The sequence below is a fragment of the Cohnella sp. CFH 77786 genome, from assembly GCF_019400745.1.
Classification (GTDB): Bacteria; Bacillota; Bacilli; order Paenibacillales; family Paenibacillaceae; genus Cohnella.
In genome coordinates, this window is the sequence record NZ_WJIB01000022.1 from 24,451 (window position 1) to 49,224 (window position 24,774).

The following is a 24,774-nucleotide window of genomic DNA, read 5'->3' on the forward strand; positions in this document are numbered from 1 at the left end:
CAATAGAACGGGGCGGCCGCGAAACACCCGTCCGGCAGGCCCTCAGGAGCCCGAGTAAACCTCCGGTTTCAGCACGCCCACGAAGGGCAAATTCCGGTATCTCTCGGCAAAATCGAGGCCGTATCCGACGATGAAAGCATCGGGGATGACGAAGCCGGTATAGTCGGCGTTGATCTCCGTGGTCCGCCGGCCCGGTTTGTCGAACAAGGCGACCACGCGGACGGACAGCGCGTTCCGCCGCTCCAGCACGTCGATCAGGTAGCTGAGCGTGAGCCCGCTGTCGATGATGTCCTCCACGATCAGCACGTCGCGCCCCTCCACGGACTGATCCAGATCCTTGACGATCCGAACCTCCCCCGACGATCGGGTGGACTTGCCGTAGCTGGACACCGCCATGAAATCAAGCTCGATCGGAATCGTGATGCTCTTGGCCAAGTCGGCCATAAAAATAAACGCGCCCTTCAGCACGCAAATCACCAGCGGGTTCCGTCCCTCGTAGTCCCGGCTGATGGCGTCCCCCAGCTCCTTCACTTTGGCCTTAATCGCTTCTTCCGAATAAAACACTTCCTGAATGTCTTTGAGCAAAGAAGGGACCTCCCAGTCGGTTATTACACGGTATGATGGCATGGCTCCGTTCATGTCGCCGTTCAAGCGGGGCCGCCGTCTTCCGTCCGCATCTCGATCCGGAGCGTTGCGGCCGTATCCGGACGGACCGGTGCCAGACGGGACCGGCGTAACCCCGGAATCCAGAGGATCCGGCCTTCCGCGTCTGCGATCAGCGGCCAATCGTCCCGCTTGGAGCGCGGGATTTTGGCGTCAACGAACATATCTTGCACTTTTTTGGTGCCGTTTAGTCCAGCGGGTTCCATCCGGTCTCCCGGCAGCCTCGTCCGGACGATAAGCGGAAGTTTCAAGCAGGATTCGTCAAAAAAAGCCTCCCACCGGTTGTCCGGCAGCGAGGTGACGGCTCCTTCCAAACGTTCGAACCCGATAGACCGGCCGTTACCCAGCCGGAACTCGCAAGGGAATTCACGGACCGGAAGGCGGTAACCGGAGCGTTCCTCCGGGAGCGGCCCCAGGTAGGCTTCGTCGTACTCGCGCACGAGCGTCCACCCGCCGCCGAGATCCATTCGGGTCACGGTGTTGTTCTCGTCGGCCAGAGCCTCCAGAATGTCCTCGATAAGACGGAATTCCAAGGAGTGCCAAGGGTCCGAAGAATACTTTAATATTAGTTTAATCAATCTGCGTTGTAAAGCGACGTGCAGGCCGCGGAACCGGCGCCGCTCAAGCCGAAATCCCCTCCCGGAGCGTACCGCCGTTTCGGGCAGAAGGCGGGCGGTTTCCGCTTCCAGGTAATCGTCATCCGCCGCCGCCGCCTCGGCCAGCCGGATCAGCGATTCCTTGAACCGGGGGTTGTATTGTTCCAGCATCGGAAACAGATCCAGCCGGACGGCATTGCGAAAATAATGGCGGGTCAAGTTGCTGCTGTCAACCGCGTATGGCACCCCGTTTCGCTCACAATAAGTGAGAAGCTCTCGTTTGGTCATACGCAGCAAGGGGCGGATCAGTTCCAGATTTCCTTCTTTGCGCCGATAGGGAATTCCCCCCAGTCCGCTCACGCCGGTCCCTCGCAGTACCCGCATGAGAACGGTCTCCGCTTGGTCGTCGGCATGGTGGCCGAGAAAAAGGCAGGAAGCGGCATGCGATGCCGCCGCCTGCCGAAGGAATTCGTAGCGCTTCTCCCTTGCAGCGGACTGGGGGTTCATCCCCGTTTCTTCAATATATGCAGGCACGTCGATCGCAGCCGCCTCGAACGGAATGCCCCAGCGCTCCGCCGCGCGGGCGACAAGCTCGGCTTCCGCCTCCGCTTCCGCTCCCCGGAAGCGATGGTTCACATGGGCGGCGACGAGCGGGAACGGACGCTCCTGCGCCATCCGCCACAGCAGATGGAGCAAAGCCATCGAATCCGGCCCTCCGGACACGGCGGCCACGGCCGACAGCTCCTGCGTCCACCAACCGGCTTGCTCCGCTTCCGCCATCATGCGCACCAACAGTTCGTCCCGGCTCACCCTGCCGCCCTCCCTTCCGTGATTTATCGGAACAACCATACGGTCGCCAGCGTCGCGCACAGCGCCACGGACAAGATGAGCAGCCCGGCCATCCACGCGGGGACGTGCGCGGGGCCCTTCGCCGCGTCCGTTCCCTGCTTGCGATGCGCCAGCCGCCATTCTCCCAAGGCTTCCCTGGAATCCCCGAAGCTCCCGTGAAATGCCCGCTCCAGCCACTTCTCCATGGGCCTTAACCTCGAGTTGCTGCGGACCAGCTTCATCAAATCCTCGACTCCACGGTCCTGGGGGAGCCTGGTGTTCAACAGCTGCAACAGCCGCTTGCCGTCCGTCGCGTGCAGCCACAGCATGCCGAAGGCGAACCAGTCGTAAGCGGCGTCCGCGGTCCGGCTGCCGGCCGACCAGAAGCCGCGGTCGTAGAGTTCGGTGAATTGCCGCACGCTTCGGCCGATCGCCGTCACGCCGCCGAAATCGACGAGCTCCACCCGCCCGTAATCGTGGACGAGCACGTTGTCGTTTTTGATGTCGCAGAACACCCAGCCCGCTTCATGCAGCTCCGCCAGCCTCTCCAAAAGGCGGTATCCGATGACTCCGATCCAATGCTCTCCGTGGCGTTTGAGGTAGTTTTTCAGAGGAGTGCCGGGAACGTACCGCATGGAGTAGAACGGGATATCCCGTCCGTTCAGGCTGAAATCGTCCACGTCCAATAAAAAAGGGGGACGCCCGCGTCCGCGCTCTGTGCCGTCAAGCGAGGCGAGAACGTTGGCTTCCCCTTGAAGCTCGGCCGCTTCCGTGCCGATCTTGAGCGCGCAGAAGGAACGGCCTTGGGAGGCCAAGTACACCTGTCCGTTGGCGCCGACCCCCAGAAGCCGCTCCAGCTTATATTTTTTGCCGTTCCATTTGCCCGTTACGACCGTGCCGGGAGGCAAACGGTTTCTCTCAGACGACGTAGTCACTGCGCACCTCGCCCGCATCGCCCCGCCCGTAAGCCGGAGCTTCCGCAAGTTCTGACCTGATCTTACCACAAGTTTCCCGGAAATAATCAACCACCTGCAGCAGCGCCGGACCCGTGGGCGTCGTTCCTTTCATTTTAATGCGCGAAAAAAGAAGCGGCAAATGTCCGGCATCCGAAGTCCAATCGCAATCGAGCGCGCACGGAAGATGGCCGAACTCGCCGGGGTAGTGGAACACCGCGACGGCGCTGCTTCCGATCCGGGCTTCCAGGCTGAGCGCGAGATCCCGGACCGCCTCCTCCACGGCGTGCAGCTTCGGCTTCATGCTGGCGCTCGTATCGATCAGCAGCGCGACCCGCAGTTCGGACGTCTCCTCCAGCTCGTCCATCACCTTCACCACTTCGGCCCGTTTGGCGGGCGGCAACGCGCCCACGGACTCCAAGCCGAACAGCTGCTTCAGCTCCTGGTTGACGGCTTGCCGGATCGTGCCGGCGACCGTCTGTCGCGTCATCATCTGAACGGTCTGCGACAATTGGCGGGTCTGGACGATCCGGCTCATGCCACCCCCGGCCTTGGCGATCTCGCCGATTTCCCTCGCCCCGTGCTCGCCGATCGTTCCCTCGTCCACGACGCCGGCCACGTTGACGGTAATCCCCTCCGCGAAGGCCTGCGCGGCGGCCGACACCGGACTTTCCCCGACGTTGGAGCAGCCGTCCGTAATGAGCAATATTTGCTTCATGAGTGATCACTCCCTCTCATCTCTATCAACATTGTCGCCAAGGAGTGGGAGATTTAATCTAAGGGTCTTGAGAGAGGGGAAATCGGCCGCGGTTCCTGTATTCGAATGAATGAGCCAGGAACTGAAGCGGCAAGACAGCTTTAATTTTGACAGGAAAAAACGTCCAATCTTTTTATGGTTCCGTTTTCGCTTGAAGTGCTATAATCCTTTTTATTTCATTTAGGCAGCGGGGGGATATCGGAATGGGGACGATTGAGGTTCGGGGGTTGAAGAAGGTATTCCGCCAAGCGGTGAAAGACCCGGGGCTCGCCGGCGCGATCAAGCATTTGTTCACGAGAAAATTCACGGAGAAGACGGCTGTCAGCGGGATCGATCTGACCGTCGAGGAGGGCGAAGCGATCGCGTACGTCGGTCCGAACGGGGCCGGCAAATCGACGACGATCAAGATGCTGACCGGCATTCTCGTGCCGACGTCGGGTGAAATCCGCGTCATGGGCGTCGACCCGTTCCGGGACCGCATGCGCAACGCCCGTCAGATCGGCGCGGTGTTCGGCCAGCGGACGCAGCTGTGGTGGGATATCCCGGTAAGGGAATCGTTCGCGCTGCTTAAGGATATCTACGAGATCCCGGAGGACAGATTCCGGCGTAACCTGAATACGTTCATCGAACTGCTCGGGATGGACGAGTTTCTTGGGCTGACCGGGCGCAAGCTGTCCCTCGGTCAGCGGATGCGGGCCGATCTGGCCGCTGCTTTGCTGCACGATCCGAAGATCGTTTATTTGGACGAGCCTACGATCGGCCTGGACGTCGCGGTGAAGGAAAACATCCGCGGGTTCGTCCGGGCGCTGAACCGGGAGCTGGGAACGACGATCATGCTGACGACGCATGACCTGAAGGATATCGAAGACATTTGCCGGAGGCTGGTGATCATCGATCATGGGCGCATCATCTACGACGGCACGATCGAAGCGGTGAAGGACGCTTTCGCGACGGAACGGACGATCCATTTTCAAGGGACGTTCGAGGAAAGCCGGCTGCGCGAACTTGCGGACCGTTTGCCGGCCGCGGAAGTGACGATCCATGAGCCCGGCCATTTTTCCGTTCGGTTCAACCGGTTCGTCACGGGGGCTCCGGAGATCACCTCGCAAGTGATGGGCGTGGCCGAGGTAGCGGATTTCCGCATCAGCGAACCGGACATCGAAGAAGTGATCCGGAAGGTGTACGAGGGCGGAATCGAACTTCCGCGCTTGACCGGGATGGGGGCATAAAACGGTGAAAGGTGCGAAGAAATACGTGTCCATGGCCGTTTGCTCCATGCAGAATTCGCTGGCTTACCGGTTCTCTTACATCATGAACCTGACGTCCGGCCTCATTACGCTGGTGTCTCTGTTTTATTTATGGAAAGCCGTTTTCCGAGGCCGCACGGAGATGGCGGGGTTCACCTGGCAGGAAATGCAGACCTACCTGCTCGTCACGTTCTTCCTGGGCTGCCTGCTCTCCTGGTATTCGGAAGGAAGGATTTCCGGCAAAATTTTGGACGGCAGCGTGTCGCTCGACTTGCTGAAGCCCCTCGATTTCCAGAAAGCGCGGTTCGCGGAAACCGTAGGCTCCCTCGCGATCGAAGGGGTCGTGAGCGGGATTATGATTACCGGTTTGCTTGGCGCGACTGCCGGCATTTCCGTCCCCCATTCTCCGCTGGTCTGGGTCCAGTTTCTGATGAGCACGGCCGCGTCGGTCATGGTCAAGTTCGGGATCGTCTACATGACCGGCTTGATCTGCTTCTGGACCACCGGTTCGTTCGGGGTGGTATGGGCGCGGATCGCGGTCACCAATTTGCTGTCCGGCGCCCTCGTGCCGCTGGCCTTTCTTCCGGAATGGCTGCAAAAGCTGGCCGAGGTACTGCCTTTTCAGGCCATCGTGCACGTGCCTGCTTCGATTTTTCTCGGCAAATATTCGGCGCCTGACGCGGCGGGAATGATCGTGCTTCAATTCGCGTGGGCGGCCGTTCTCTGGATGTGCGGCAAGTGGATGTGGAAAGGAGCCGTTCGGCAGATTACCGTTCATGGCGGATAAGGGGGAGACGCGGAAATGCGGGTGCGTCCGATTCGGGGTTTGTATTTATATTGGCGGTTTATTTCGACGCAGATCAAAGCCATTCTGGAGTATCAAGCCGATTTCTGGATTCTTGTCGTATCGGCCGTGCTGACGCAATTGATGGGCGTTGTTTTCATCGCCGCGGTGTTCGCCCGGATTCCCTCGATCGACGGATGGGGCTTCTGGGAAGTTTGCTTTATGTACGCGATGATCTATGTCACCGAAGGGATCGGTTCGCTCTTCTTCGAGGGAACTTGGCGGATGCTTCGGTACGTAAACATGGGAGAGCTCGACCGCTTCCTGCTCCGTCCGGTGTCCCCGGTCCTTCAGATGCTGGCGAGCGCCGTCGGCATGAACGGTCTCGGCAATATCACGCTCGGCTGCGCGCTCATCGCCGTTTCGCTTCGGCATGTCCGGATCGAATGGACGGCTTTGACGGTGTTCTGGACGGCCGTTCTCCTCCTGTCCGCTGTAGCCATCCGCGTCGCGATCAACTTCGGCTCCAACTGCTCCGCTTTCTGGAACAAAAGCTCCGGCAACGCGGTTCCGCTGGCGGTCCACAATGTCGGGGAATTCGCGAAATTTCCGATTACCGTCTTCTCCCACGGGGTACAGCTTTTCGTGTCGGTGGCCGTTCCCTTCGCCTTCGTCAGTTTCTATCCGGCTGCCTATCTGTTCGGACATGAGGATTGGACCCGGTATGCGTACTTCGGACCGCTGGCTGCGGTTTATGCCTGGGCTGTCGCATACGGGATTTACCGAATGGGCCTGCGCCGCTACGAAAGTACGGGGAACTGATATTTTGGGCGGGATTCGGTGAGGGAGTAGGGTTGTTCGGGGCGCTCTAGCCGGGTTTTTCCGGGTTGCAGCATTCGATTGGGTGGGTTCGGGGCGCTCTAGCCGGGTTTTTCCGGGTTGCAGCATGCGATTGGGTGGGTTCGGGCGCTCTAGCCGGGTTTTTCCGGGTTGCAGCATGCGATTGGATTGGGTCGCGGCGCTCTAGCCGGGTTTTTCCGGGTTGCAGTTTGCGATTGGATTGGGTCGCGGCGCTCTAGCCGGGTTTTTCCGGGTTGCAGTTTGCGATTGGGTGGGTTCGGGCGCTCTAGCCGGGTTTTTCCGGGTTGCAGCATGCGATTGGGGTGGTTCGGGGCGCTCTAGCCGGGTTTTTCCGGGTTGCAGCATGCGATTGGGTGGGTTCGGGCGTTCTAGCCGGGTTTTTCCGGGTTGCAGCATGCGATTGGGTGGGTTCGGGCGCTCTAGCCGGGTTTTCCCGGGTTGCAGCATGCGATTGGATTGGGTCGCGGCGCTCTAGCCGGGTTTTTCCGGGTTGCAGCCAAAGAATATTCCCCATTCACATGAGGATTCCAAAGTATTACTTGGCAGCTCAAACGAAACTGTTGCCCTACAAACGATCAATCTTCTTACGGGGAACTCGAACAAAATTTCAGCTGCATAAGACGGCAAGAACGTCTTACGGAGACGCTCGAACGAGATTTCACCTCCGCAAGACGGCCAGAGCGTCTTACAGAGACGCTCGAACGAAATTACGCCTCCGTAAGACGGTCAGAGCGTCTTACAGAGGCGCTCGAACGAAATTTCGGCTGTGCAAGACGGTGGGAACATCTTAGGGAACCGGCCGTTCGCGGCTACGGCACGGAAGACGGCTTGAGCGTCTTGCGAACATACGGGTAGTCGATGCCATCCGGTTGGTTTCACTGTCCATTCCAATCCTCCCTTTCGCACCTGCTCGAGTCCCCCGTTTTCAAACATGAGCAACGCGAACGAGCGTCCCGGCGGCCCCCTAAGCTTCCGCTCTTCCGCTCTTCCGCTCTTCCGCTCTTCCGCTCTTCCGCTCTTCGGCCCTTCGGCTCTCCGGCTCTCCGGCTATTCCGCTCTTCGGCTCTTCGGCTCTCCGGCTCTCCGGCTCTCCGGCTCTCCGGCTCTTCGGCTCTTCCGCTCTTCGGCTCTTCGGCTCTTCCGTTCTTCCGTTCTTCCGTTCTTCAGCTCATCCGCTTTTGGGCGCATCCGCTCTGCGGCCCTTCAGTCCTCGGCTCTACGGCTCCCAACTCTTCAGCTATTCAGCTCATCAGCTCTTCAGCCCTTCAGCCCTTCCGCTCTCTCTTCGGTTCTTCGGCTCTGCCGCGACACTCCTTTCTGCCACCCTGCGGCTCTTCTTTTTCGCTTCCCAGCTCGTCACTCATCCACTCGCCCCACTCACTCGTTGCCCCTCACCTTCCTCTCCCCACGGCTCTCCCGGTCAGCTCACCGTCCGCGGGCGCTCCACGCGGCCGAGGCCGGGAAAGCGGAACGCCGCCCATTCGGGTTGATAGCGGGTGATCCGCGACACCACGACCGTCATATCGTCGCGGATGCCTCCCGGATTCTGCTTCAGCGCGATATCGAGCAGCTCGTCTGCCAATTCCTGCGGGTCGTCGGTCTCGATTTCCGAAAGCACCCTCTTGATCCACACCTCCTTGTTGATCGCATGTCCGGGCGCGTCGAGAATTCCGTCGGTCATCATGATCAGCGTGTCGCCCGGCAGGAGCTGCACCCGGAGCAGATCGATCTCGATCTCCTGCAGGATGCCGATCGGCAGATTGTTCGCCGCGATCGGGATGATGTTGCGTCCGCGCTTGATGAAGCTCGGCGTGGAGCCGATCTTGAGCATCGTGGCGTGCGCGGAGTACAGATCGATAAGTGCCAGGTCGATCGTCGCGAACATCTCGTCGGGCGACCGGAGCAGCAGCACGGAATTCACCGATTTCACCGCCAGCCTCTCGTCGATGCCGGATTGCAGCAGCTGCTCCAGCATGGACAATGCCGCGCTGCTCTCCATTTTCGCCCGCGCCCCGTTCCCCATGCCGTCGCTGAGCGCGACCGCGAACTTCCCGTTTCCCAGCTCCGTGATCGTGAAGCTGTCGCCGGACAGCAGATCGCCGTCCTTGGCCGCGCCGGCGACGCCTGTTTCCACCTCGTACGCCTTCGCCGAAGCGAAGACGACGGTGGTCAAATGCGCGGCGGGCTCGCCGCTTCTCTCCTGCCGGACGCTCACCGTCTCCCCGAGTATTTCGGACAGCAGCGGCGCGATCATTTTCCGGCACTCGTCATAACCGGTCCGAAACGCATGGACCAGCTCGATTTCGATTCTCCCCTCCTCCAGGCTGATGATATCTATACTCTGAACGGCAAGCCCCAATCGGTCGACGGCTTCCCGGATTTGCGCCTCCTGCCGCTCCATCTGCTGCGCTTCCCGCCGGATCTCCTTGACGAGGTCGTCCATGACCTGAGACACCCCGGACAGCTGATCGGCCACGAGATAGCGGCTGTCCTGAAGCTGCCGGCGCCAATGCAGATCGTGCCGGTACAGATCGTACTCCCGTTTGAGAATGTCCAGCACCTGCGGGGTTTTGACGCACAGCCGCGACCAGCTCTTCGGCATCTCTCCCGGCTGCAGGTTCGGGTTGTCCGCCACCGCGCCCATCATGTCCGTCACGAGCTTGTAGGTCTGGAAAAACTGCGTGTCCCAGCACAAGCCGCGCCTATGGCAGCTCGCGCAAGCCTTCTCGTGGACGGCGCCGGCGAAGTGGTCGAACTGCTTGTCCTGCCGGACGGTCTCCCCCGCGTCGGTCATCTGCCGGAAGCTGCCCGACAGCTGGCGGAACACTTCCGAGAACCGCGCCACCCGCTCGGCGGTCAGGTCGCGGACTTTTTGCGCGTAATCCCTCTGGTTTCGCGCATAATGGGGGGTGCCCGGCACATAGGATGATATTGCGTCGGTCGCGGTCCTCGGCGTGAAAAACAGGAGGATCGCCGCCGCCACGGCCGCCCATGCGGACATCATCGTCTGGGCGGCGTCGGAAGCGAACAGGCTGAGCACCGACGTGCCGAGCAGCAGACCGAACACGGTCGCGGCTTTGCCGCCTTCGCGGATCAGGCCCGCCATCAGTCCTCCGAACGCGAGCAGCCCGATGTCGCCGGCAGCGGACAGGTTGGATAGGGTCAGCATCATGCCCGCCACGACACCCGCCGAAGTCCCCAAGGACACGCCCCCGACGAACGCGGCGATCAGCACGACGTATCGGGTAAGTACGTCCGTGATTTCCATGCCGTAGACCGACCAGCCGGTCATGCCCGTGAGCAGGCAGGCCGCCAGAATCAGTACGCCGATCCATTCCTCCTGCCGGAGCTGGACCGATTTCTTCGTCCGGTTGAGAAGCGGCAGCGCGTGCAAGAAGAGCATCGTCAGCACGAACGCCAATCCCGCCTCGACCGTCGTCCATACGTAGGGCAACCAAGCCGGCTTGTCCGACAGCACCGTATCGAATAATCGGACAAGCAGGGTCGCCGCGAAAACGACGACGGGCGCATGGGACAAATCCGCTTTCTCGTATACCTCCAGCCCCCGGTAAAGCAGGTAGAGGACGCCGATTTCCGCGATGATGACGGCCGGAGCAGGCTCCGCGGCCCAGAAACTCCCTGCGATCAGCGAGACCGCCGCCCAAAACGCCATGTCCCTCCGCACATAGAGAACGACCCCGAAAAAGGCGGCGGCAAACGGAGCGATGTTCTCCAACAGCTCCGCCCGTCCGAGCAGAAAGCCCATCACAATCGTGAGCAGCATCCATTTTCGCTCCCGCAAGGCTTGTCCCGCGCGGACGAAAGCACCCGGCGGAGCACCCGGGGAACGCCTCTTCCTGCGTCTTGCCCACCAACCTTCCTTCGCTTCCGAACCTTGCGGCTCATCGCCGCCCGGACGCGGAATGAACGGCACGACGGTCGACTTGTCCATGTTGCACACCCCAATCTCCAGAATGAATGTGCCTCTAATTATAGGGTGGCGGTTTCATGAAAGTTTGTCAGAAACCGTTGGGCCGGCAAAAGTTTTTTCCGACACCCTCCGTACGGCGGCGGCGACGGTATTCGGGAGCATGGCGAACCCGCGGCAGAGCGGAACTTTTTCCGAATAACAGAAAACACGTTCCCCTCGCCGGCATCCGGCATCCCGCGAAAAAGCGCGCCCATCCGACGGCACCCCCCTTCCTGAAAACAGACGCCATCCGCGCGGCACTGCCGGAAGTTCGCGAATCGAAGCAGGGTGGTCATCCCTTTTTTTGACGGACCCAACCGGTTCATCCGAACAAAATAAGCCCGATCCGACCGGGATCAGGCTCTCGTACTGTTCTCGACCGGAAACCATCCGGGCGTATTCATGATCGCTTGCCACAAAGGGTCCGGGATGACCAGCTTCTTCTGGTCTTGCGGATGGAGCGAGGTGAGAATGTCCGTATCGTTGCCTCCCGCGATTTTGCCGACCCAATCCGGGTCCATGATCAGCTCGCGGCCGAGGGCGATCAGCGGCACGCCCGATTTCAAGGCCTTCAGCGCATCGTCCGGCGTGCGGATCGAGCCGACGCCGATGACGGGCTTACGCGCCCCTGCCCGCTGCATGATCCATTGCATCCGCGTGCCGCTTCCATCCGGTTCCGTCCTCGGAACGGACCAGAAGTCCAAGAGCGACACGTGAAGGTAATCGATCGGCTGCTCCGTCAAAGCGTCTACGAGCCGCATCGTGTCGGCCATCGTGATGCCCGGGGTTTCCGCTTCTTCCGGGGAAAACCGGTAGCCCACCAGAAATGGCTTGGCGGCGTACTCGGTCGCCACGCGAACGACCTCCTCCACGACGGCGAGCGGAAACGCCATCCGGTCCTCCGCGTCTCCTCCCCAGCGGTCGTCGCGCCGGTTCGAATGGGGAGAGAAGAATTGCTGGAGCAAATATCCGTTAGCTCCGTGGATTTCGACGCCGTCGAACCCGGCTTCGATCGCGCGGCGGGTCGCTTCTCCGAAATCCCGCACGATCCCGTCGATTTCATCGTCCGCCAATGCCCGAGGTACCGCGGAGCCGGGTTCCACCGCCGGGACCGCGCTCGCGCTCACGACATCTCCCCCCGGCACGAGTTCAGGCGGGCAACTGCGGCCGCCATGGAAAATTTGCAGCACCGCCTTGGCTCCCCGATCCCGAATGGCCGAAGCCAGCCGGCGCAAACCCGGCACGAGCTCGTCCCGGTCCGCTCCGATCTCCCCGCGGAAGCCTTTGCCGCTCGCGGAGACATAGGCGCAAGCCGTGATTACCATGGAGACGCCGCTCGACCTTCGCGCGTAATAGTTCACTTCGGCATCGGAGACGGATCCGTCCTCATGGGAAGCGAAGTTCGTCATCGGGGCCATGACGATACGGTTTTTCAAATGAGTGCCGATGGGGAAAACGAATGACTCGAACAAGGGGGCGTATTTGGGATTCACCGAAACGCTGCACCTCCAATTCAACCGACGGCCTCGGATGGAATTAAGATGTCTGAAAGCGGGAAGCCTTATTCCCCTCCGGACGGCCCCGAAAGTGCTCAATAATACCTACAGCACACCTAAGGATTTCGCAAAAATAACGTCTCCGGAAGTCACTACGGCGCTCGTAGTCGGGGATTTCGCAGAAATAACGTCTCCGGAAGTCACTACAGCGCTCCGAGTCTGGGATTTCGCAGAAATAACGTCTCCGGAAGTCACTACAGCGCTCGCAGTCGGGGATTTCGCAAAAATAACGTCTCCGGAAGTCACTACAGCGCTCGTAGTCGGGGATTTCGCAAAAATAACGTCTCCGGAAGTCACTACAGCGCTCGTAGTCGGGGATTTCGCAGAAATAATGTCTCGAGAAGTCACTACAGCGCCCGTAGTCGAGGATTTCGCAGAAATAACGTCTCCGGAAGTCACTACAGCGTTCGTATTCGGGGATTTCGCAGCAAGACGAGCAAAACAAGAACGGGAGCGCCAATACCGAAAACGGCTCCTCTCTCGCTTCCCCAAAACCACTCTCTGGAATCATATTAATTTCTAAGCACCATTACCCCCGAATGTCAAAAAACCGGACCTCCCGGTCCGGCCTTCAGAACGTATATTACGAACGGCGCCCGCCTCGGCCGCCCCTTTTGGATTCGGTGCTTTTCTTCAAGGAGGAAATGCGCTCTTCGCTGTCTTTGAGGAACCGGCTGACCTTATCCTCGAAAGAGGCGCGCCCTCCCCCGCCTCCGCCCTTGAAAGGCCTGCCGCCGCGATCGCCGCGCGGTCCTCTCGGGTACGGTTGCTGTTGTTCAGGCGGTTTATCTACAGCCTGCCGAATGGACAATCCGATTTTGCCGTTCGGGTCAACGTTGATGACTTTGACCGTTACCACGTCATTCACTTTCAAATGCTCGTGGATGTCCTTCACATAGCTGTCGGCAACCTCGGAAATGTGAACGAGCCCCGTGACGCCGCCCGAAAGATCCACAAAAGCTCCGAAATGCGTGATGCCGGTCACTTTGCCCTCCATTTTGGTGCCCACTTCGATGGCCATAAAAACCGATGTTCCTCCCTGAACTGAGTGTGACCGAACCGCAGAAGTCCGGCTATGCCGATTATAACCGACAGCGGAAAGCAAGGTCAACCGGCGGATGCCCCGTCCTGCTTGGCGGCATTCGATTTTAAGGTGCGGATTTCTCGATTTGGATCGGCTGTTCGCCCGGCAATCCCATGCCTTGTTCCTTGCGCGCGATTTGCCCGATGTATTCCGGATCGTTCAGCCGGATCGTCTCTTGCTTCAGCGCTTCGCTCTTCGCGAGGGCATCGGACAGCTTCTTGCCGGTTTCCTGCAGCTGCGCGCGGCGGTCGCTCATCTGTCCGTACTGGCCTACCAGGATGTAAGCGGCCCAGCTCATGAACAGAACCATGACGACCATAAGCAGCTTCAATCTTCTGCGCGCGCCGATCGCGGAAGGTGTTGCCGCCGCCTGTCGGCTGGACATGTCCGATGCTCCTTTCCTAGCGTTTGCGCTTCTCCCAGACGTGCCGAATTATGGACAAAGTCTGCGGGACGCGATCATTATAGCATATTTCGGGACGATAATAATATAATTCTTCCGATTCAATTCCGATCCTCTATCCGCTTCGAACGGTGTCGAAACGAAAGGAAACGTTACTTCTTCCGAAACAGCTCCCAAGCCGCCTTGATTTTCGCTCTCCAGCGCCCGAACGATTCGGTCCAAGCCCTGACCCGCCGGCGGACCGGAAGAAGCTTTCCCCAAGCGTATCGAGCCGCGGGCCGGAGCGGGAGGAGAAGGATCTTCGCTGTCCACAGCAAGAGAGCCGCAACGATCACGAATGCGATATCGAGCACCCGGGCAAGCAGACGCACGATCCACATGGATGGATTGACCAGCAGCAGGCGGAACATATTCCACAGCCATGCCGCTAGCCCTATGATCAGCGAGATCAGGCGGTGGGCCGCCTTCACGACGCGAGGGCTGAGCAAGCCGAAATAGCCGGTGACTCCGATCCCAAGTCCCAGGAACACATAGAGCCTGACTTCACCGTGATTGTGACGGAGCAGAACGCCGAAAACGCCCAGCGTCGCCGCAGCCCAATAGACGACGTCCATAACGGGGAGCAGCCAGCGGGGAATCCGGAAACGGTACGCGATGACGCGGTAGAGATCGAAAACGAAGCCCATCGAAGCTCCGCATAAAACCATCCAACCGATCGTCGTCCATTGGGACGCCGCGTTCACTTGAACAACTTCCCGAACAAGCCCTTCGATTTGCCCGTCCCGGCGCCGTCCAGGTAGACGAGGGAATGTACCGTCCCTTCGATGGCGACGAGCCCCTGCTCCAGGCTCAAGTTTTTCATGTGCAGATTTTGTCCCCGCACGGCGAGGAATCCGCACTCCGTAACGAGTAGGAATTCTTCGCTGTCAAAGCTCTCGACGTTGCCGACGCCGGTAATCTCGAGCGTCTTGCGGTTGAGCATGCGGATTTCCTGATGCTTCGCGCCTTTGCCGTGTTCCATGGCCCGTCCCCTCCCTTATGCCACTAGCATATGGGGGGACGATTTCGTTTAGAACCGGGCTTGGACTTATTGGACGTGCAGCCTGGACAGGAACGCTCTCGTCCGTTCGTTGCCGGATTCGCGCAGCACCTCGGCCGGCGTTCCTCGTTCCACGATGCGGCCGTTGTCCATTAAAACCACCGTATCGGCCACTTCCTCGGCGAACTTCATTTCGTGCGTGACCACGACCATCGTGCGGCCTTCCGCGGCCAGCGCCCGCATGACCTTCAGCACTTCTCCGACGAGCTCGGGATCCAGAGCCGAAGTCGGCTCGTCGAACAGCAGCAGGTCCGGATCCATGGCGATCGCGCGGGCGATGCCGATCCGCTGCTGCTGACCGCCGGAGAGCTGGTGGGGATACAAGTCGGCCTTGTCCGCAAGCCCCACCTTCCCGAGCAGCTCGAACGCCCGTTCGCGGGCTTGCTGCTTGCTTGTTTTCCGGACGGTGATGAGACCTTCCATGATATTCTCCGCCGCGGTCCGGTGCGGGAACAGGTTGTAGCTTTGGAACACCATTCCCGTGCGCTGGCGCAGGGCGAGAATGTCCGCCTTCCTCTGCTTCCTGCCCGGCGCGAAAGCAAGCTCGAGGTCCCCGACCGCGACCGAACCTTCCGTCGGGGTTTCGAGCAGATTGATGCACCGCAGCAGCGTCGTCTTGCCCGAGCCGGATGGTCCGATCATCACCAGAACCTTGCCTTTCTCGAGGCGGAGATCGATTCCGTCCAGCACGGCGGCGCTGCCGAACGATTTGCGAAGTTGGGATACGGTTAGCATGCCGGCAGCCCTCCTAACGGGTATGATAGCGGTCGAAATGTTTCTCCAAACGGGCTTGGCCGAAAGAGAGGAACGAACAGATCAGCAGATAAATCAAAGCGACTTCCACGTAAAGCACCAGCGGCTCGTAGGTAGTGGCCACGATTTGCTGGGATCTCTGGAACATTTCAGGCACGGTAACCGTAAAGGCGAGCGAAGTGTCCTTCACGAGACTGATGAACGAGCTGGCGAGCGTCGGCGTCGCCACGCGCGCCGCCTGCGGCAGCACCGTGCGCCGGAGCGCTTGCCATCGGGTCATGCCGAGCGCATAGCTCGCCTCCCATTGTCCCTTGTGGATCGACAGAATCGCCGCCCGCACCGTCTCCGAGCCGTATGCCCCGACGCTGACCGTAAAGCCGATGATGGCCGCGGGGAAAGGATCGATCACGATGCCGACTCTGGGAAGTCCGAAGAAAATGATGAACAGTTGAACGAGCAAGGGCGTCCCCCGGATCACCCATACGTAGAACTGGGCGGCCAGAGCAAGGGGCTTCGGTCCGTACAGCCGGATGATCGCCGTCAGGACAGCCACAAGAAGACCCAGCACGAACGAAATCAAAGCAAGCGGAATGGTAAAAGCTACCCCTGCTTTGAGCAGGGGTAGCAGCGAATCCAAGGCGATGTTCCATTGACGTTCGGTCATGAGGATCGTCCTTTACTTGGACACGTCGGCGCCGAAATATTTCTCGGAAATGCGCAGGTACGTTCCGTCCTTCTTGATATCGTCAAGGGCCTTGTTGACGGCTTCGACGAGCTCGGGATTGCCTTTGTTGAACAGGAACCCGCTCTGGGAAGCGTCGGACGTCTCGTCGACGACCTTGATCGGAGCGTCTGGCTGCTGCTTCTTGAAATCCAGGAAAGACAGGCCGTCGTTAACGGTGGCGTCGATCCGCTTGGACAGCAGCAATTCGATCGCTTGGTTGAAGCCTTCGGTTTGCACGATTTCCGCGCCGTTCGCTTTGGCGATGTCGGTCAGGTTGCTGGTCAGCGATTGGCCGGCTTTTTTGCCTTTCAGGTCGGACAGCTTCTTGATCTCGTTATTGTCCTGGTGCACGATAAGCACGGCTTTGGACACGATGTACGGGTTGGAGAAATCGTACTTTTTCTTGCGGTCGTCGCGGATCGACACTTCGTTCGCCACGACGTCGAAACGCTTGGCGTCCAAGCCGGCGAACATGCCGTCCCACTTCGTTTCGATGAACTCGGCTTTCACGCCTAGGCGTTTGGCGACTTCTTCGGCCAGCTCCACGTCGAAGCCGGTCAGCTTGCCGTCCTTGTCGTGGAACGTGAACGGGGCGTACGTGCCTTCGGTTCCGATGCGGATCGTTCCGTTCGCCTTGATCGTGTCGAGCAGCGACGTCCCTGCCGCGGGAGCGCTCGCGGATGCGGACGCCGACGGAGAGGCGGAGGGCGAAGCGGCTCCTTGTCCTTCGTTATTTTTCTTGCCGCATGCTGCCAGCAGGACCGTAAACGCGAGCAGTAACGCAATCGTGACATTCAGCTTTTTCATGGTGCAAACCCCTTTCAAGTAATTCCGATAGGATTAATGGGAATATATACGATATTAGCATCCGGCAGTATCTCCGGTCAATTCTTTTTTATCTGCAGGGGATTACAGTTCAACGCAATCCCGGGTTGATCCGGACGCAAACCGGCTTGCGTGCCGGAATCTCGGTGCCGGCATAGATCGGCAAGCCCGTCGCCGCATCGACCCGGAACAGCGCGATGTTGTCCGTATCCTGGTTGGCGGCGAGCAGCCAGCGTCCGTCCGGCGTGATCGCGAAGTTCCGGGGCGTCCTGCCGCGGGTGGAGACATGACCGGCAGGCTGAAGAGCGCCGGATTCCTCGTCTAGACGGAAAACGGCGATGCTGTCATGTCCGCGGTTGCTGGCATAGACGAACCGGCCGTCGGGCGATACGGCGATTTCCGCGCACGTATTGCCGCCCTGGAAGTGGCCAGGCAGCGTGGACACCGTCTCCTGGCGCTCCAGCACGCCCGCTTCCGGATGCAGGAATCGGGTGACGCTGCTGCTCAGCTCGTTTACGAGATAGGCGCTTCGTCCGTCCGGGTGGAACGCGAAGTGACGGGGGCCGTCCCCCGGAGAGAGGACCGCGGCGCCGACACCGGTCCAGTCGGTGCCGGATTCGACGTTCTCGTAGACGACGATCCGGTCAATCCCCAGATCCGGAACGTATAGAAACCTGCCCCCCAGCGGGTCGAATACCGCGGAGTGCGGATGGGGCTTCTCCTGCCGCTCCGGATTCGGCCCCGAGCCGGAATGGCGCAAGCGGACCATGGCGTCGCCGGGTTTGCCGCCCGCTTCCAGCGGATACAACGTGACCGAGGAGCCGTTGTAGTTCGCCACGGCGAGCCACCGTTCGTCGGGGTCCAGCGAGACGTGGCACGGCCCCGCGCTATGCGTGAGGCGCTCCCAACCGTCCTGGAGCTTGCGGGATTCCTCGTCGATCGGATAGGCGATCATCCGTCCGCCGGGCTGGCCCTCTGTTTCTTCCGACTCGCTCACCGTGTAGAGCACCGTCCCCGCACGATTAAGCGCAAGAAACGACGGATTGCTGGTTCCGCCATACTCGGACGTTTTCGCCCACTCCCCGGTTTCCCCGTCCAGCTCGAGCCTCGTGATGCTTACCTCTTCAGGCGGTGCGTAAGCGCCGATCCAAATTTCCCACTTCCGGTTTGCCGTCATGTCATTACCCCCGTTCCTATGCAAAAGGCCGCCTCGTGGGCGGCGCATGGTCGCTTGCATGATTGATGCCCATTCCATTCTACCAAAATAGCGGCATTACGGAAACGAAGGGCCCTCGTTTTTGCGGAACTCTTCCTTGAGCACCGTATACATGCCTTCGGTGTCTTCCTTCTTCGCCGACTCCGCAAGCCGCTCGATGCGCACGGTGACGGTGCGCTGGCCGTACTGGATTTCGAGCTCGTCCCCCGGCTTGACGACGCTGCCCGGTTTGGCCTCCTTACCGTTGAGAAGGACGCGCCCTTGATCGGACACGTCCTTCGCGACGGTGCGGCGCTTGATGAGGCGCGACACCTTCAGGAATTTATCCAGACGCATGAATTACTTGACAGCGTCCTTCAGTTTGTTGCCGGCTTTGAATGCCGGAACTTTGGAAGCCGGGATGGTGATGGATTTGCCGGTTTGCGGGTTGCGGCCTACGCGGCCGGAACGGGAGCGGGTTTCGAAAGTGCCGAAGCCGATCAGCTGGACTTTGTCGCCTTTGGCCAGAGCGCTCTCTACTTCGCCCAGGAAGCCGTTGAGCACGGACTCTACGTCTTTCTTCGTCAAACCGGTTTTGCTTGCGATGTTGTTGATCAGGTCGGTTTTGTTCGCCATTGCTAAAATTCCTCCCAATATCGTTGATTATTTCGCCGTCCCGTCTATAACGGGGATTCAGCGTTTGTTGGATGAAGCACGAAGAATACTATTCTGCTCTTTGTTAAAAAAATCCTGCCGGCCGTGCAAAATTTTTCTCGAAAAAAGCAGAATACGCCGGAACGGTGCCGAATTCGGGACTTCGGAACCAATATTCAGCCTCGCCCGGGACGCTTCTTCGCCTCCTGCCACCATTCTTCCATCTCTAGTAAATCAGTCTCGTCAAAAGTTTTCCCGCTTATACGCAGTCTCTCTTCGATATAGGCGAAACGGGAGGAGAATTTGCGGTTGGTGCCCGCGAGCGCCTCCTCCGGATCGGCCTTGAGAAATCTAGCGGCGTTCACGACGGCGAACAGCAGGTCGCCAAGCTCGTCGATTTTCCGTTCCGGCGATTCGCCTGCCGCGGCTTCGCGCAGCTCCGCCAGCTCTTCCTCGATTTTGTCGAAGACGCCTTCGAGGTCGGGCCAGTCGAAGCCGACGCCGGCGGCTTTCTTCTGCAGCTTGTACGCGCGGGGAAGGGCCGGCAAATCCTTCGGGATGCCGTCGAGCACCGAAGTCCGCTCGGGCACGCCTTTGCGGCGCTTCTCTTCGGCCTTCATCTGCTCCCAGTTCCTCAGCGCTTCTTCGGCGTCCTCGGCGTTCTCCCCTCCGAATACGTGGGGATGCCGGAAAATGAGCTTGTCGTTCAGCTCCGCCAGCACGTCGAACACGTCGAACGTTCCCGCCTCTTCTTCCATCTGGCTGTGCAGGAGCACCTGCAGGAGAACGTCTCCGAACTCTTCCTTCATGCCGTCCGGATCGTCGTTGTCGAGCGCTTCGACCGCCTCGTAAGTCTCTTCGATGAAGTTCTTGCGGATCGATTGGTGGGTTTGCTCCCGGTCCCACGGGCAGCCTTCGGGGCTCCTCAGGATGCCTACGATTTCGTGGAGGCGTTCGAACGACCGGCGGCGGAGCCGTTCGCCCTGGTCCGCGCGTATGTACACGAGCGTAAGATTGCCGTAAGCGTCAAGCCGGTCGAGCTCATGCAGCGGGACGGTCAGGATCCGCTCCTGGCCCGGGACGCCGAGCGCTTGTCCAACCACGACCGGGTAATCGTCGGGATACACGTTCATGAGCGCCAGCTTCACGTCCGAAGCGGTGAAGGCGTCATACACCTGTCCGATGACGGTGTGCAAGCGGGGGCGAAGATGCTCGCGGGTCACATCCGCGGCGTCGAGCAGCTGGAAGCCCTCGATCGGATCGAAGCCGAGCCGGACGAACGCCTGGTCGAGGAAGCTCTCGCCTCCGAGCAGCCGAAGCCGGGTTCCCTGCTTGGGAGCACGATCGCGGAGCAGCTGCACGGTGCGCTCCGCGACCATGGGGTGGCCGGGCACCGCGTAAACTACCGTATCGGCCGCGGAATCGGCAGCGGCTTCCAGCAGCTTGTCCGCGATCGCGTCGTACACGTCTTCGAACGAATCGCGCGCTTCATATACGGCGTCGAAAGACGCGAATTCGATCCCTCGCGCGGACAGGTCGCGAACGGCCGGGTGGTCCGCCGTCCGCACGAAACGGAGGCGGGATTGCTCGAGCGTCTTCAGGACGCCGAGCGTCAGTTGGTCTTCGCCGCCGGAGCCGAGTCCGACGACGGTGATGGTTGGGGTCATCTTGGCGATCATCCTTCCCGGGATGTTGGGGATGAGGGAGCCAGGCGGCCAGCGGCGGCTTGCAGCCTCGTGAGCCAGGCATCCATGCGGGAGCCCGCCGCGCAGCCGGGCAGCTCCCGCCATTGCCGCGGGCCGACGGCTCCGGCGGCGATCAGCGCGCCGGCGAAGACGGCCGCGCCGACGGCGACGCCGGGAAGTGCGGTGAGCAGCGCCCCGGCGCGTGCCGGCAGGCCGTGCGTGAGCGCGCCGAGCGTCAGCGCGGCGGCGGCGACGGCCGCGGCCATCACGGCCAGCGCGGCGGCGGGGCGCCAAGCGGCGGCGAGACGTACGCTCGGCACCGCGAGCTTCTGGCGCAGCGACAACGCGTTAAGCAGCGCGGCGGCGGCGTACGCGCCGACCATGCCGGCAGCCGCGCCGGTGATGCCGTACGCCGGCACCAACAGCGCGTTCAGCGCCAGCTTGAAAACCGCCGCCACCGCGAGATTGACGGCCGGGGAACGCAAGTCTCCCCGGCCCTGAAGGAGGCCGCCGCTCACCGCCTGCACCGTGCCGAAGACGGCGGCCGGCGCGAGCAAAGCGATCGCCAGGCTGCCGGCATCGTCCGCGAACAGCGCGACGTCGATCGGCGAAGCCAGCAGCGCGAGGCCGATGGCGGCCGCTCCGCCCAGCCACCAGGCCCACCGCAGCGCATTGGCCGCCTTATCGGCCGCATCCGCCGCATCGCCGCCCCGCGCGCGCGACGCGGTCAATGCGGGCACAAGCGCGGCTGCGGCGCCCGCCGCGCCCATCAGCACCAATTGCAGCAGCGCGATGCCGCGGTTATAGACGCCGAACAAAGCCAGCGATTGCGCGGGGTCCGCGCCTTCTTGCTGAAGGAGCCTCGGGATCGTGAACGCGTCGATCAGCCCGAATAGCGGAGCGACCACCGAGGCGGCCGCCACCGGCAAGGCGACGCCGATAATGCTCCGCACGAGGGCTTTCCGGGATTCGGGCAAAAACACGATACGGGTGGGTCTTTCTCCGGGATTCGCAGAGAACGTCTTCTTGGCCCCGCTTCCGGGTATCCATACGCCCTCGTCCTTCCTTGACCGCTCCGGCCACAGCATGGCGGCCAAACCCGCCACGGCGCCGGCCGCCAATCCTCCGTGTACGGCGGCCGCGACCGCCGGAGCGCTCCAGCCGGAGGAGACCGCCCAGGCCAGCATGACGAGCATGAAGGCCACCCGCGCCGTCTGATCGGCCACTTGGGACACCGCCGGCCGCAGCATGCGCATCTGACCTTGCCGGTAACCCCGCAGCACGGCGGTTGCCGGCGCGACGAGCAGCGCGATGGACGACGTGCGGATCGCCGCTTCCGCGCCCTGCGCTCCCATCCAATCGGCGAACAAGGGGGCGCCGAACTGCAGCGCGGCGAACGCCGCAAGCCCGCTGGCGCACAGCAGGCCGAGCGACCAGCGCACGATCCGCTGCGCTCCCGACTCGTCTCCCTCCGCCTCCCGCTCGGCCACGAGCGCGCTGACGGCGGTCGGAACGCCGGCGGCCGCCAGCGTCATCCACATGACGGCGAGCGCGTACACCGCGCTGTATAACCCGAACACTTCGTCCCCCGCGTAATTCTGAAGCGGAATCTTCTGCACCGTCCCGATGAGCTTGGACACGAGCGCCGCCCCGCCCAGGAGCGCCGCTCCCTGCAGGATCCGTTTGCCCGAAGGCGGTTTGGGGTTCCTTTCCGTTGACATGCCGATTGTTCTCCCGTCGGTCGTACTATGGTATTGCAGAAACTCCATGTTCGCATTATAAACCAATCCGCAGCCCGGCACGAGTCACCTCAGGGAGCTCCTGGTTAAAATACAGCAAAAAACTTCCCGGAACGAAGGCTTCTCGTCCGGGAAGCGGCTGGCGCGCGTTTATTGCTCCATCTGTTTGGCCAGGAATCCGGCCGCCGTCTCGACCATCTTGCTCTCCATCTCGCCCATGGTGACGCCCTCTTCCTTGCTCAGCAGGACGACCGTGCCGATCGGATCCCCGCCGGCGACGATCGGCGCCGCTACGAAGGAGCTGAAATTTTCGCCGCCGTCCCGCATGATCTCGAAGCTCCCGGCTCCAGCCTCCAGCATGATTTTGCGGCTCTCCATGCAGTTCTCGAGCACGGATCCGATCGGCTTGTCCAAATATTCTTTCTTGGAGGCGCCGGCAATCGCGATCACCGTGTCACGGTCGGATATCATCGTAATATGGCCCGTGCTTTCGTATAAGGATTCGGCGTATTCCTTGGCGAAGTCGCCGAGTTCTCCGATGGGGGAATACTTTTTGAGAATGACTTCGCCGTCCCGGTCAACGAAAATCTCGAGCGGGTCCCCTTCCCGTATGCGGAGCGTACGGCGGATTTCCTTCGGTATGACGACCCGGCCGAGGTCGTCGATGCGGCGTACAATCCCGGTTGCTTTCATGGCTGCTGTTGCCCCACTTTCTTAGGTGATTTGACCATTAGCTGCTGCGCCGGCTGGGAATCTGACCGGCATGTATCCGCGAACGCGAGTGCCCCGGAAATAGGTGACATGGATTCGTAGGTGTAGTATTCAACCCCTCCCATTTTCTTATGCGCTTGCCCTCTGCTGGCAGAAACGACCAACCGCCCTTACGAGCCGGACTCCATCCATTCGCCGGCCAGGTCCACGAATGCTTTGAACCGTTCCCTGCCCAGGCCGACCAGCCCGGCCTTCGCTTTGTCGAATTCGCCCTCCAGCATCCAACGGGCATTCCGGTCCTTCGCTTCGTCAAACGCCTCCCAGAGCCTTAACAGGGCTTGAAAATAGGCTTTGTCGGTTTCCCCGGCCGCTTGATTCCCGATTTCCCGCAACAGGATGGCCATCCCCGCTTCCTGCTCCTCCTTTTTCCGATGCCACTCCCGGATCGTATCCATGTCGCGGGATTCGATCATGGACACCATGATCGCACGGATCCCCATCGCACGCTCGATCAAGCGGTCGACTTGCTGCTGCAGGGGATGTAAGGCAGCCGGGACGGGAAGCTTGAATTGGGAAACGACCGAACGCAGGGACTGGCTGTCCCGCTCCGTCTCCCGGATGCCGTCCTTCAGCCCTTGCACGTTCTGCAGCTGGATTTCCGCGGACGCGAGCACTTCCTCGCTGCCGGCCGCCGCTTCCTCGAACGCGGCCGAAACCCGGTTCGCCGCAGCCGTAACGGAAATCGTGCTGGATGCGACTCCGGCCAGCTGGCCCTCGATCTCCCGCATGTTCTCCAGGATGCCGGCCAGGAACGATTCGATCCGCTCGTAGTTGCCCGTGGCGGACTGCATCGTCTGCATGCCGGCGCCCACGGTTTCCTGCATCCGGACGACGGAATCGTTCAATTGTCCCGCGTTTTCGCGGGCAGAGTGGACCGCGCTCCGGATACCCAGCGCCTCCTGCCGGGTTTGCTCCGCGAGCTTGGAAATTTCGCGGGCCACGACCGCGAACCCCTTCCCTTGCTCCCCCGCATGGGCGGCTTCAATCGCGGCGTTCAGCGCGAGCAGCCGGGTCTGATCGGCGATCTCCTCGATGAGCCTGGCCATGCCCGTAACGAGCCCGATGGACTTGGACAGCCGCTGCATCCCTTGCTCGACGGCGGCGCCGTCCTCCGAAATCCGGCCCATCTGCTCCATGGCGGAACCCATTTCTCGGCCCCCGGCGGCCACCTCTCCGGAGAACCGGACCGCATCTTCCACGAGTTTCGCGTTGTTTCGATTGACATTTTCCAAATAGCCGTTGATCCGGTTCATTTCCGCCGCGATATCCGTCACGTGCACCGAGGATTCCTGCATCGCCTCCGCCATATCCCGGATCGTGACCGTAACCGTCTCCACTTGTTCCGCGATGGCGGCGGACCTGGCCCCCATTTCCTCCACCTTGAGGTGAAGCTTCTCCGAAGAACGGTTAACCGCCCGGACGAGCGACTTCAAGCTTCGGGCCGTTCTCTTGATCGCCGTCAGCAAGGTCGATTTCGGCCCGGCGGTTCCTCCGTAGCCGGACGAGAAATCACCGCCGGCAAGCCGGGCCAATTCTTCGTTGATTCGCCGATACGTCTTCATGCTGAGCCATTTGATCATCTCGGTTCCACTCCGTTTCCTGTGCCGGCGCTGCGCCCGAACCGTCC

General features: G+C 61.0%; 23 protein-coding genes. 3 read left to right on the top strand and 20 right to left on the bottom strand.

Annotated features, from left to right (window positions below; genetic code table 11):
* Positions 1-42: 42 nt before the first annotated feature.
* The 4 genes from hpt to GE107_RS23755 all read right to left on the bottom strand — a co-directional run bounded on the left by hpt (position 43) and on the right by GE107_RS23755 (position 3,758).
* Complete coding sequence (gene hpt, locus GE107_RS23740; protein ID WP_219643858.1) at positions 43-585, bottom strand: hypoxanthine phosphoribosyltransferase; 543 nt, start codon at positions 583-585, stop codon at positions 43-45.
* Positions 586-647: 62 nt separating this feature from the next.
* Positions 648-2,069, bottom strand: coding sequence for a tRNA lysidine(34) synthetase TilS (tilS, locus tag GE107_RS23745; protein WP_219643860.1), 1,422 nt, complete (start codon positions 2,067-2,069; stop codon positions 648-650).
* A gap of 23 nt (positions 2,070-2,092) precedes the next feature.
* Entirely contained in the window at positions 2,093-3,022 is a 930-nt protein-coding gene (locus GE107_RS23750) for a serine/threonine protein kinase (RefSeq protein WP_370636514.1), read from the bottom strand.
* Positions 3,006-3,758: a vWA domain-containing protein gene (locus GE107_RS23755; RefSeq protein ID WP_219643865.1), complete on the bottom strand. Its 753-nt coding sequence runs from the start codon at positions 3,756-3,758 to the stop codon at positions 3,006-3,008. Before GE107_RS23755 ends, GE107_RS23750 begins: the two co-directional genes overlap by 17 nt.
* A gap of 242 nt (positions 3,759-4,000) precedes the next feature.
* Between GE107_RS23755 and GE107_RS23760 the strand changes: the two genes are divergently transcribed.
* Genes GE107_RS23760 through GE107_RS23770 form a run of 3 tightly spaced genes read left to right on the top strand, consistent with a single transcriptional unit; the run spans position 4,001 to position 6,650 of the window.
* A complete protein-coding gene (locus GE107_RS23760; protein WP_219643868.1) occupies positions 4,001-5,026 on the top strand; it encodes an ABC transporter ATP-binding protein in 1,026 nt (341 codons plus the stop codon).
* 4 nt (positions 5,027-5,030) lie between these two features.
* A complete protein-coding gene (locus GE107_RS23765; protein WP_370636515.1) occupies positions 5,031-5,831 on the top strand; it encodes an ABC transporter permease in 801 nt (266 codons plus the stop codon).
* 15 nt (positions 5,832-5,846) lie between these two features.
* The gene (locus GE107_RS23770) at positions 5,847-6,650 is read left to right on the top strand and encodes an ABC transporter permease (RefSeq protein WP_219643869.1); all 804 of its coding nucleotides are present in this window, start codon (positions 5,847-5,849) and stop codon (positions 6,648-6,650) included.
* 1,459 nt (positions 6,651-8,109) lie between these two features.
* Here the strand turns inward: GE107_RS23770 and spoIIE are convergent.
* The 16 genes from spoIIE to GE107_RS23850 form a co-directional block, all read right to left on the bottom strand.
* Positions 8,110-10,641, bottom strand: a complete 2,532-nt coding sequence (gene spoIIE / locus GE107_RS23775) for a stage II sporulation protein E (protein ID WP_219643871.1) — start codon at positions 10,639-10,641, stop codon at positions 8,110-8,112.
* Positions 10,642-11,015: 374 nt separating this feature from the next.
* Positions 11,016-12,152 (bottom strand): NADH-dependent flavin oxidoreductase, encoded by a 1,137-nt coding sequence (locus GE107_RS23780; RefSeq protein WP_219643875.1) that lies wholly within the window; start codon positions 12,150-12,152, stop codon positions 11,016-11,018.
* 646 nt (positions 12,153-12,798) lie between these two features.
* Positions 12,799-13,236: a S1 domain-containing RNA-binding protein gene (locus GE107_RS23785; RefSeq protein ID WP_219643877.1), complete on the bottom strand. Its 438-nt coding sequence runs from the start codon at positions 13,234-13,236 to the stop codon at positions 12,799-12,801.
* A gap of 127 nt (positions 13,237-13,363) precedes the next feature.
* Positions 13,364-13,684: an FtsB family cell division protein gene (locus tag GE107_RS23790; RefSeq protein WP_219643879.1), complete on the bottom strand. Its 321-nt coding sequence runs from the start codon at positions 13,682-13,684 to the stop codon at positions 13,364-13,366.
* Positions 13,685-13,854: 170 nt separating this feature from the next.
* Positions 13,855-14,445 carry a spore cortex biosynthesis protein YabQ gene (gene yabQ / locus GE107_RS23795; protein ID WP_219643881.1) on the bottom strand — a complete coding sequence of 197 codons (591 nt, stop codon included), beginning with the start codon at positions 14,443-14,445 and terminating at the stop codon, positions 13,855-13,857.
* Positions 14,442-14,723, bottom strand: coding sequence for a sporulation protein YabP (yabP, locus tag GE107_RS23800; RefSeq protein ID WP_219643884.1), 282 nt, complete (start codon positions 14,721-14,723; stop codon positions 14,442-14,444). The genes yabQ and yabP overlap by 4 nt, the downstream gene beginning before the upstream one ends.
* 66 nt (positions 14,724-14,789) lie before the next feature.
* Positions 14,790-15,536, bottom strand: coding sequence for an amino acid ABC transporter ATP-binding protein (locus GE107_RS23805; protein ID WP_219643886.1), 747 nt, complete (start codon positions 15,534-15,536; stop codon positions 14,790-14,792).
* A gap of 13 nt (positions 15,537-15,549) precedes the next feature.
* The gene (locus tag GE107_RS23810) at positions 15,550-16,218 is read right to left on the bottom strand and encodes an amino acid ABC transporter permease (RefSeq protein ID WP_219643888.1); all 669 of its coding nucleotides are present in this window, start codon (positions 16,216-16,218) and stop codon (positions 15,550-15,552) included.
* Between the two features lie 12 nt (positions 16,219-16,230).
* Positions 16,231-17,085: an amino acid ABC transporter substrate-binding protein gene (locus GE107_RS23815; protein WP_219643890.1), complete on the bottom strand. Its 855-nt coding sequence runs from the start codon at positions 17,083-17,085 to the stop codon at positions 16,231-16,233.
* Positions 17,086-17,194: 109 nt separating this feature from the next.
* Entirely contained in the window at positions 17,195-18,280 is a 1,086-nt protein-coding gene (locus tag GE107_RS23820) for a lactonase family protein (protein ID WP_219643892.1), read from the bottom strand.
* A gap of 96 nt (positions 18,281-18,376) precedes the next feature.
* Positions 18,377-18,655 (bottom strand): RNA-binding S4 domain-containing protein, encoded by a 279-nt coding sequence (locus GE107_RS23825; protein ID WP_219643894.1) that lies wholly within the window; start codon positions 18,653-18,655, stop codon positions 18,377-18,379.
* 3 nt (positions 18,656-18,658) lie between these two features.
* Entirely contained in the window at positions 18,659-18,934 is a 276-nt protein-coding gene (locus tag GE107_RS23830; protein ID WP_219643896.1) for an HU family DNA-binding protein, read from the bottom strand.
* Between the two features lie 194 nt (positions 18,935-19,128).
* Positions 19,129-20,619 (bottom strand): bifunctional methyltransferase/pyrophosphohydrolase YabN, encoded by a 1,491-nt coding sequence (gene yabN / locus GE107_RS23835; RefSeq protein ID WP_219643898.1) that lies wholly within the window; start codon positions 20,617-20,619, stop codon positions 19,129-19,131.
* Positions 20,620-20,627: 8 nt separating this feature from the next.
* Entirely contained in the window at positions 20,628-22,358 is a 1,731-nt protein-coding gene (locus GE107_RS23840; RefSeq protein WP_219643900.1) for an oligosaccharide flippase family protein, read from the bottom strand.
* 168 nt (positions 22,359-22,526) lie between these two features.
* Positions 22,527-23,069: a stage V sporulation protein T gene (gene spoVT, locus GE107_RS23845; protein ID WP_219643903.1), complete on the bottom strand. Its 543-nt coding sequence runs from the start codon at positions 23,067-23,069 to the stop codon at positions 22,527-22,529.
* Positions 23,070-23,257: 188 nt separating this feature from the next.
* Entirely contained in the window at positions 23,258-24,727 is a 1,470-nt protein-coding gene (locus tag GE107_RS23850; RefSeq protein WP_219643905.1) for a methyl-accepting chemotaxis protein, read from the bottom strand.
* Positions 24,728-24,774: the final 47 nt, after the last annotated feature.

What these genes read in the sequence shown, in the direction of transcription:
- GE107_RS23810 (WP_219643888.1), bottom strand. Translation starts at nt 16,218, where the DNA reads ATGACCGAACGTCAATGGAACATCGCCTTGGATTCGCTGCTACCCCTG.
- GE107_RS23760 (WP_219643868.1), top strand. Translation starts at nt 4,001, where the DNA reads ATGGGGACGATTGAGGTTCGGGGGTTGAAGAAGGTATTCCGCCAAGCG.
- spoIIE (WP_219643871.1), bottom strand. Translation starts at nt 10,641, where the DNA reads ATGGACAAGTCGACCGTCGTGCCGTTCATTCCGCGTCCGGGCGGCGAT.
- GE107_RS23825 (WP_219643894.1), bottom strand. Translation starts at nt 18,655, where the DNA reads ATGCGTCTGGATAAATTCCTGAAGGTGTCGCGCCTCATCAAGCGCCGC.
- GE107_RS23790 (WP_219643879.1), bottom strand. Translation starts at nt 13,684, where the DNA reads ATGTCCAGCCGACAGGCGGCGGCAACACCTTCCGCGATCGGCGCGCGC.
- GE107_RS23820 (WP_219643892.1), bottom strand. Translation starts at nt 18,280, where the DNA reads ATGACGGCAAACCGGAAGTGGGAAATTTGGATCGGCGCTTACGCACCG.
- yabN (WP_219643898.1), bottom strand. Translation starts at nt 20,619, where the DNA reads ATGACCCCAACCATCACCGTCGTCGGACTCGGCTCCGGCGGCGAAGAC.
- GE107_RS23770 (WP_219643869.1), top strand. Translation starts at nt 5,847, where the DNA reads ATGCGGGTGCGTCCGATTCGGGGTTTGTATTTATATTGGCGGTTTATT.
- GE107_RS23755 (WP_219643865.1), bottom strand. Translation starts at nt 3,758, where the DNA reads ATGAAGCAAATATTGCTCATTACGGACGGCTGCTCCAACGTCGGGGAA.
- spoVT (WP_219643903.1), bottom strand. Translation starts at nt 23,069, where the DNA reads ATGAAAGCAACCGGGATTGTACGCCGCATCGACGACCTCGGCCGGGTC.
- GE107_RS23840 (WP_219643900.1), bottom strand. Translation starts at nt 22,358, where the DNA reads ATGTCAACGGAAAGGAACCCCAAACCGCCTTCGGGCAAACGGATCCTG.
- GE107_RS23830 (WP_219643896.1), bottom strand. Translation starts at nt 18,934, where the DNA reads ATGGCGAACAAAACCGACCTGATCAACAACATCGCAAGCAAAACCGGT.
- GE107_RS23850 (WP_219643905.1), bottom strand. Translation starts at nt 24,727, where the DNA reads ATGATCAAATGGCTCAGCATGAAGACGTATCGGCGAATCAACGAAGAA.
- GE107_RS23805 (WP_219643886.1), bottom strand. Translation starts at nt 15,536, where the DNA reads ATGCTAACCGTATCCCAACTTCGCAAATCGTTCGGCAGCGCCGCCGTG.
- GE107_RS23785 (WP_219643877.1), bottom strand. Translation starts at nt 13,236, where the DNA reads ATGGCCATCGAAGTGGGCACCAAAATGGAGGGCAAAGTGACCGGCATC.
- yabP (WP_219643884.1), bottom strand. Translation starts at nt 14,723, where the DNA reads ATGGAACACGGCAAAGGCGCGAAGCATCAGGAAATCCGCATGCTCAAC.
- GE107_RS23815 (WP_219643890.1), bottom strand. Translation starts at nt 17,085, where the DNA reads ATGAAAAAGCTGAATGTCACGATTGCGTTACTGCTCGCGTTTACGGTC.